This window comes from Streptomyces alkaliterrae, assembly GCF_007097205.2.
Taxonomy (GTDB): domain Bacteria; phylum Actinomycetota; class Actinomycetes; order Streptomycetales; family Streptomycetaceae; genus Streptomyces; species Streptomyces alkaliterrae.
This window is the reverse complement of sequence record NZ_VJYK02000349.1, coordinates 1-5,447: the sequence shown is the minus strand read 5'-3', so window position 1 is coordinate 5,447 and position 5,447 is coordinate 1. Positions and strand designations below refer to the sequence as shown.

Annotated in this window: 4 protein-coding genes; 1 reads left to right on the top strand and 3 read right to left on the bottom strand. The window is 73.7% G+C overall.

What is annotated here, in order from left to right; translation table 11 throughout:
- Positions 1–82: 82 nt before the first annotated feature.
- From FNX44_RS23365 to FNX44_RS23355, 3 genes are read right to left on the bottom strand one after another with little or no spacing between them, the layout of a single operon-like run.
- Positions 83–2,473, bottom strand: a complete 2,391-nt coding sequence (locus FNX44_RS23365) for a xanthine dehydrogenase family protein molybdopterin-binding subunit (RefSeq protein WP_143650812.1) — start codon at positions 2,471–2,473, stop codon at positions 83–85.
- Positions 2,474–2,478: 5 nt separating this feature from the next.
- Positions 2,479–3,003, bottom strand: a complete 525-nt coding sequence (locus FNX44_RS23360) for a (2Fe-2S)-binding protein (RefSeq protein ID WP_143650811.1) — start codon at positions 3,001–3,003, stop codon at positions 2,479–2,481.
- Entirely contained in the window at positions 2,994–3,896 is a 903-nt protein-coding gene (locus tag FNX44_RS23355) for an FAD binding domain-containing protein (protein ID WP_143650810.1), read from the bottom strand. The genes FNX44_RS23360 and FNX44_RS23355 overlap by 10 nt, the downstream gene beginning before the upstream one ends.
- A 254-nt stretch (positions 3,897–4,150) precedes the next feature.
- On the opposite strand from FNX44_RS23355, the gene FNX44_RS23350 reads away from it, so the two are divergent.
- The coding region (locus FNX44_RS23350; protein WP_143650813.1) for a PucR family transcriptional regulator ligand-binding domain-containing protein at positions 4,151–5,447 on the top strand (1,297 nt) is incomplete at its 3' end.

Genomic DNA, 5,447 nt, shown 5'->3' with positions numbered 1-5,447 from the left:
GTGGGGTCTGTCACGGGACTGATCGAGCGGTCGGTCCCGGCGGCGGGGGCCACGATGAGATGGCCCGCACCGCCCGGAGGTCTCAGGTGCCGGTCAGGTGCTCGGGCCTTACCGGTGCGCGGGCGAGTGCCAGACCGGTGGCCTGGCGGATGGCGGCCACCACGGCCGGGGTGGCGGAGAGGGTGGGGGCCTCGCCCGCCCCCCGAAGGCCGTAGGGGGCGTTCGGGTCGGCCAGTTCGAGGACGTCGACGGGGATAGTCGGGGTGTCCAGGATGGTCGGGATCAGGTAGTCGGTGAAGGACGGGTTGCGCACCTTCGCCTCGGGGTCGACGACGATCTCCTCCATGACGGCAAGGCCCAGGCCCTGGACCGTGGCTCCCTGGACCTGGCCGACGACCGCCTGCGGGTTGACCGCCTTGCCGACGTCCTGCGCACAGGCCAGTTCGACGACCTTGACCAGGCCGAGTTCGGTGTCGACCTCGACCACCGCGCGGTGCGCGGCGAAGGAGTACTGGACGTGGCCGTCGCCCTGGCCGGTGTGCCGGTCGAAGGCCTGGGTGGGGCGGTGCCGCCACTCGCGCTCGACGTCGATCGTCTCGTCCGCGAGCACGTCGGCGAGGTCGGCCAGCACCTCCCCTCCGCCGGTGACGACCTTGCCGCCCGCCAGGCGGAGTCCGGCCGTCGTCCACGCCGGGTTCTGGGTGCCGAACCGGGCGCGGCCCAGTTCGAGCACCTTCTCCCGGACGATCTCGCAGACGTGCTTGACCGCGCCGCCGGTGACGTAGGTCTGCCGGGACGCGGAAGTGGAGCCGGCGGAACCGACCCTGGTGTCGGCCGGGTTGAGGGTGACCCGTTCGACGCCCAGTTCGGTGCGGGCGATCTGCGCCTGTACGGTGACACCGCCCTGGCCGACCTCCGCCATCGCCGTGTGGACGAGGGCGACGGCCTCGCCGCCGACGACCGCCAGCCGCACGCGGGCGGTGGAGTAGTCGTCGAAGCCCTCCGAGAAGCCGACGTTCTTGATGCCGGCCGCGTAGCCGACGCCGCGGACGACGCCCTCGCCGTGGGTGGAGTTGGACAGCCCGCCGGGCAGGGCCCGCAGGTCCACCAAGGTGCCGGCCTCGTCGCCGGTCTCCCACTGCCGCTCCGGCGGCAGCGGCAGCGCCTTGACGCGGCGCAGCAGTTCGGCGACGGGCGCCGGGGAGTCGACGCGCTGTCCGGTGGGCAGCACCCCGCCCTCGGACAGCGCGTTCAGCCGGCGGAACTCCACCGGGTCCATGCCCAGTTCCCCGGCCAGCCGGTCCATCTGGGCCTCGTAGGCGAAGCAGGCCTGCACCGCGCCGAAGCCGCGCATCGCGCCGCACGGCGGGTTGTTGGTGTAGAGGGCCAGGGCCTCGATGTCGACGTCGTCGATCACGTAGGGGCCGGCGGACAGCGAGGAGGCGTTGCCGACGACGGCCGGGGAGGAGGAGGCGTAGGCGCCGCCGTCGAGCACGATCCGGCACGTCATGTGGGTGATCCGGCCGTCCCTGGTGGCGCCGTGCTCGTAGGAGAGCTTCGCGGGGTGGCGGTGCACATGTCCGAAGAAGGACTCGTACCGGTTGTAGACGATCTTGACGGGTTTCCCGGTGCGCAGCGCCAGCAGGCAGGCGTGGATCTGCATCGACAGGTCCTCGCGGCCGCCGAAGGCGCCGCCGACGCCGGAGAGCGTCATCCGCACCTTCTCCTCGGGCAGACCGAGCACCGGCGCGATCTGGCGCAGGTCGGCGTGGAGCCACTGGGTGGCGACGTGGAGGTCCACGCCGCCGTCCTCGCCTGGCACGGCCAGGCCCGACTCGGGGCCGAGGAAGGCCTGGTCCTGCATGCCCACCTCGTACTCGCCGGTGACGATCACGTCGGCCCTGGCTCGGGCCGCCGCCACGTCGCCGCGCACGATGGGCTGGCGGTGCACGATGTTGGGGTGCGGTACGTGGGCCGCGTGCTCGTCGTCGCGGTCCGGGTGGAGCAGCGGGGCGTCGGCCGCGAGCGCGGTGGCCTCGTCGTGCACGACGGGCAGCTCGGCGTACTCGACGCGAATCCGCTCGACGGCTCGGCGGGCGGTCTCCGGGTGGTCGGCGGCGACGAGGGCGACCGGCTCACCGTGGTGGCGGACCCGGTCGCGGGCCAGCACAGGCGTGTCCCGGATCTCCAGACCGTAGTGCCGCACCTCGGTCGGCAGGTCGTCGTGGGTCAGCACGGCGTGCACGCCGGCCAGCGCCAGGGCCTCGGAGACGTCGATCGAGCGGATCCGCGCGTGGGCGTGCGGGCTGCGGAGCGTGGCGCCCCACAGCATGTCCTCGTGCCACATGTCCGAGGAGTAGGCGAACTCGCCGGTGACCTTCAGCGTGCCGTCCGGGCGCGGCGCGGAGTCGCCCACGCCGCCGGGGACGCGGCCGCTGTGGACGAGCGTGGTCGGTGTGCGAGTGGCACCCATGCTGCTCAGCCCCTCGATCTCTCGGGCGCGGTGGTGTCGTCGCCGACGCGGGTGGCGGCCAGCCGGACCGCGTCGAGGATCTTCTCGTAGCCGGTGCAGCGGCACAGGTTGCCGGAGAGGGCTTCCCGGATGTCGGCGTCGCTCGGCGAGGGGTTGCGTTCCAGCAGCTCGTCGGCGGCGACCAGCAGGCCGGGGGTGCAGAAGCCGCACTGGACGGCACCGGCCTCGACGAACGCCTGTTGCACGGGCGCGAGTTCGGCGCTGCCACCGCCCGCGCGCGTGCCGGCGAGGTCGGCCAGGCCCTCGACGGTGACGACCTCGCGGCCCTCGACCTGCCCGGCGGCGACCAGACACGCGCACACCGGCACGCCGTCCAGGCGGACCGTGCAGGAGCCGCACTCGCCCTGCTCGCAGGCGTTCTTCGAACCCGGCAGCCCGAGCCGCTCCCGCAGCACGTACAGCAGGCTCTCGCCCTCCCACACGTTGTCCGCCTCCTGCGGGCGGCCGTTGACGGTGAAGTTCACGCGCATCGTGCACCTCCCTCGGTCCGGCCGCGGCCGGCGCCCCGGTAGCCGTCCCAGGCCCAGTCGAGTGTGCGGCGGGCCATCACCGACACCGCGAGGCGCCGGTATGCGGCGGTACCCCGGACGTCGTCGATGGGGCTGCATGCCGCGGACGCCAGTTCGGCGAAGCGGCGGGCGACCGACGGGCTGATGATCTTGCCGCTCTCCCAGAAACCGCCGTCGGCGAGCGCGGCGTTCAGGAAGTCCTCCGCCTCCCGCGCCCGCACCGGGGTGGGGGCGGCCGACCCGATGCCGGTGCGCACCGTGCGGGTCTCGGGGTGCAGGGCCAGGCCGAAGGCGCAGACGGCGATCACCATGGCATTGCGGGTGCCGACCTTGGAGAACTGCTGCGGTCCGGTGGCCTTCTTGACGTGGATGGTCTTGATGAGTTCGTCGGCGGCCAGCGCGTTGCGCTTCACACCGGTGTAGAACTCGGTCACCGGGATGAAGCGGGTTCCGCGCACCGACTCCACCTCGACCTCGGCGCCCGCGGACAGCAGCGCGGGGTGGGAGTCGCCGGCCGGGGAAGCGGCACCCAGGTTGCCGCCGACGCTGCCCCGGTTGCGGATCTGGGGCGAGCCGACCGTCCGCGCGGCCAGGGCCAGGCCCGGCAGGCGCGTCGACAGGTCCTCGATGATCGCGGTGTAGGTGACGGCGGCGCCCAGCCGGACGTTCTCCTCGCCGACCTCCCACTCGCGCAGCTCGGCGATGCGGCCCAGGTCGAGCAGACATCCGGGCCGGCGGCGGTCGAAGTTGAGCTCGACCATCACGTCGGTGCCGCCCGCGATGGGCACGGCGGTGGGGTGCTCGGCCTTTGCGGCGAGCGCCTCCTCCCAGGTGCCGGGACGCAGGAACTCCATGGGATGTCTCTTCTCGGATCGTCTGCTGCGGGATGGACGCCGGACCCGGACCGCGGGTCCGTTCATGTGCTGTTCATCTCGTGTGCCGCCCAGTAGACCCCCGGGCGGGCGGACCGGTGCAGTCACCGAATGCATGAAGCGATTAGCTGGACGACCCACTGGTCTTGTAGATTCGAACGAAAGGCCGGTCCGGGTGACGGTCCGGCCTGACGATGACGGCACGTACGGCAACGGTCAGGACGGTGGGCGAGAGGATGCGGCTGCGCGCTCTGCTGGAGACGACTTCGCTCGGGTTGCGGCTGCTCAGTGGCGAGGAGGAGCTGGACCGCACCGTCCGTGGCGTGATGACCACCGACCTGCGGGATCCCAGCCGCTATCTGTCCGGGGGCGAGCTGGTGCTCACCGGACTCGCCTGGCGGCGGGACGCCTCGGACACCGAGCCGTTCGTCCGCGCGCTGGTCGGCGCCCAGGTGGCGGGCCTCGCGGCGGGCGAGGCCGAGCTGGCGGACATCCCCGACGACCTGGTGCAGGCCTGCGCCCGGCACCGGCTTCCGCTGTTCGGCGTGGACGAGGCCGTCGCCTTCGCGACGATCACCGAGCACGTCGTGCGGCAGGTGTCCGGCGAGCGGGCCGGCGATCTGGCGGCTGTGGTGGAACGCCACCGGCGGATGATGGCGTCCGGTCCGACCGGCGGCGGGCCCGAGGTCGTGCTCGACCTGCTCGCCGGCGACCTCGACCTGCGGGCCTGGGTGCTCTCCCCCACCGGACGGCGGATCGCCGGCTCCGGCCCCGGCTCGGACACCCCCACACTGCCGTTGGAAGTGCGGGCACGGCTCGCCGGGGAGCATCTGGCAGCCGTACGCACCGGTCGGCGCGGCCCGCACCGGACCGTCGTCGCCCACCCGCCCTCTCCCGGCGCTCCGGCCGGTCCGGTGACGTACTCGCTTTTTGCCGTCGGCGGCGACGGCGAGGACCTGCGGGAGACGGTGCTCTCGGACTGGCTGCTGGCTGTGGAGGCCGACGCGGGCGACTGGCCGGCCGAGCGGATCGAGCTGCTGCACGGCGTCAGCCGGCTGATCGCCGTCGAACGCGAGCAGCGCGAGGCGGCCCGCGCGGTACGTCGGCGGCTCGCCCAGGAGGTGCTGGACCTCGTCCAGGCCGGCGCGCCGCCCGCGGACATCGCGGCCCGGCTGCGGATGGCGGCGCCCGTGCTCATGCCGGGGCTGGGTTCGGCGCCCGCCTGGCAGGTGGTGGTCGCGGCCGTGGAGTGGCGCGACGCGCGCTTCCCCGCGGGCCCGGTGGCCCGCGCGCTGCTGGAGGAGCTGCTGGCCGATCCCCGCGGCGACGGCATGGAGGCGCTGGACCGCTACGCGGTGGCGCAGAGCGGGGACGAGGCGGTGGCGCTGGTACCGCTGCCCGTCGAGCCCGTTGACTCCGAGGGGCGCCGCGGCGCCGAAGGTGAGGGCGAGGAGGACGAGCGCGCCGGGGTCGCCGGTCGCGGTCTGAGGGCGGACGGCCTGCTGGAGGCGGTACGCGGCCCGCTCACCCGGG

Bases quoted from the DNA above. Each gene is read 5' to 3' on its own strand.
- FNX44_RS23355 (WP_143650810.1), bottom strand. From the start codon at position 3,896: ATGGAGTTCCTGCGTCCCGGCACCTGGGAGGAGGCGCTCGCCGCAAAG.
- FNX44_RS23360 (WP_143650811.1), bottom strand. From the start codon at position 3,003: ATGCGCGTGAACTTCACCGTCAACGGCCGCCCGCAGGAGGCGGACAAC.
- FNX44_RS23365 (WP_143650812.1), bottom strand. From the start codon at position 2,473: ATGGGTGCCACTCGCACACCGACCACGCTCGTCCACAGCGGCCGCGTC.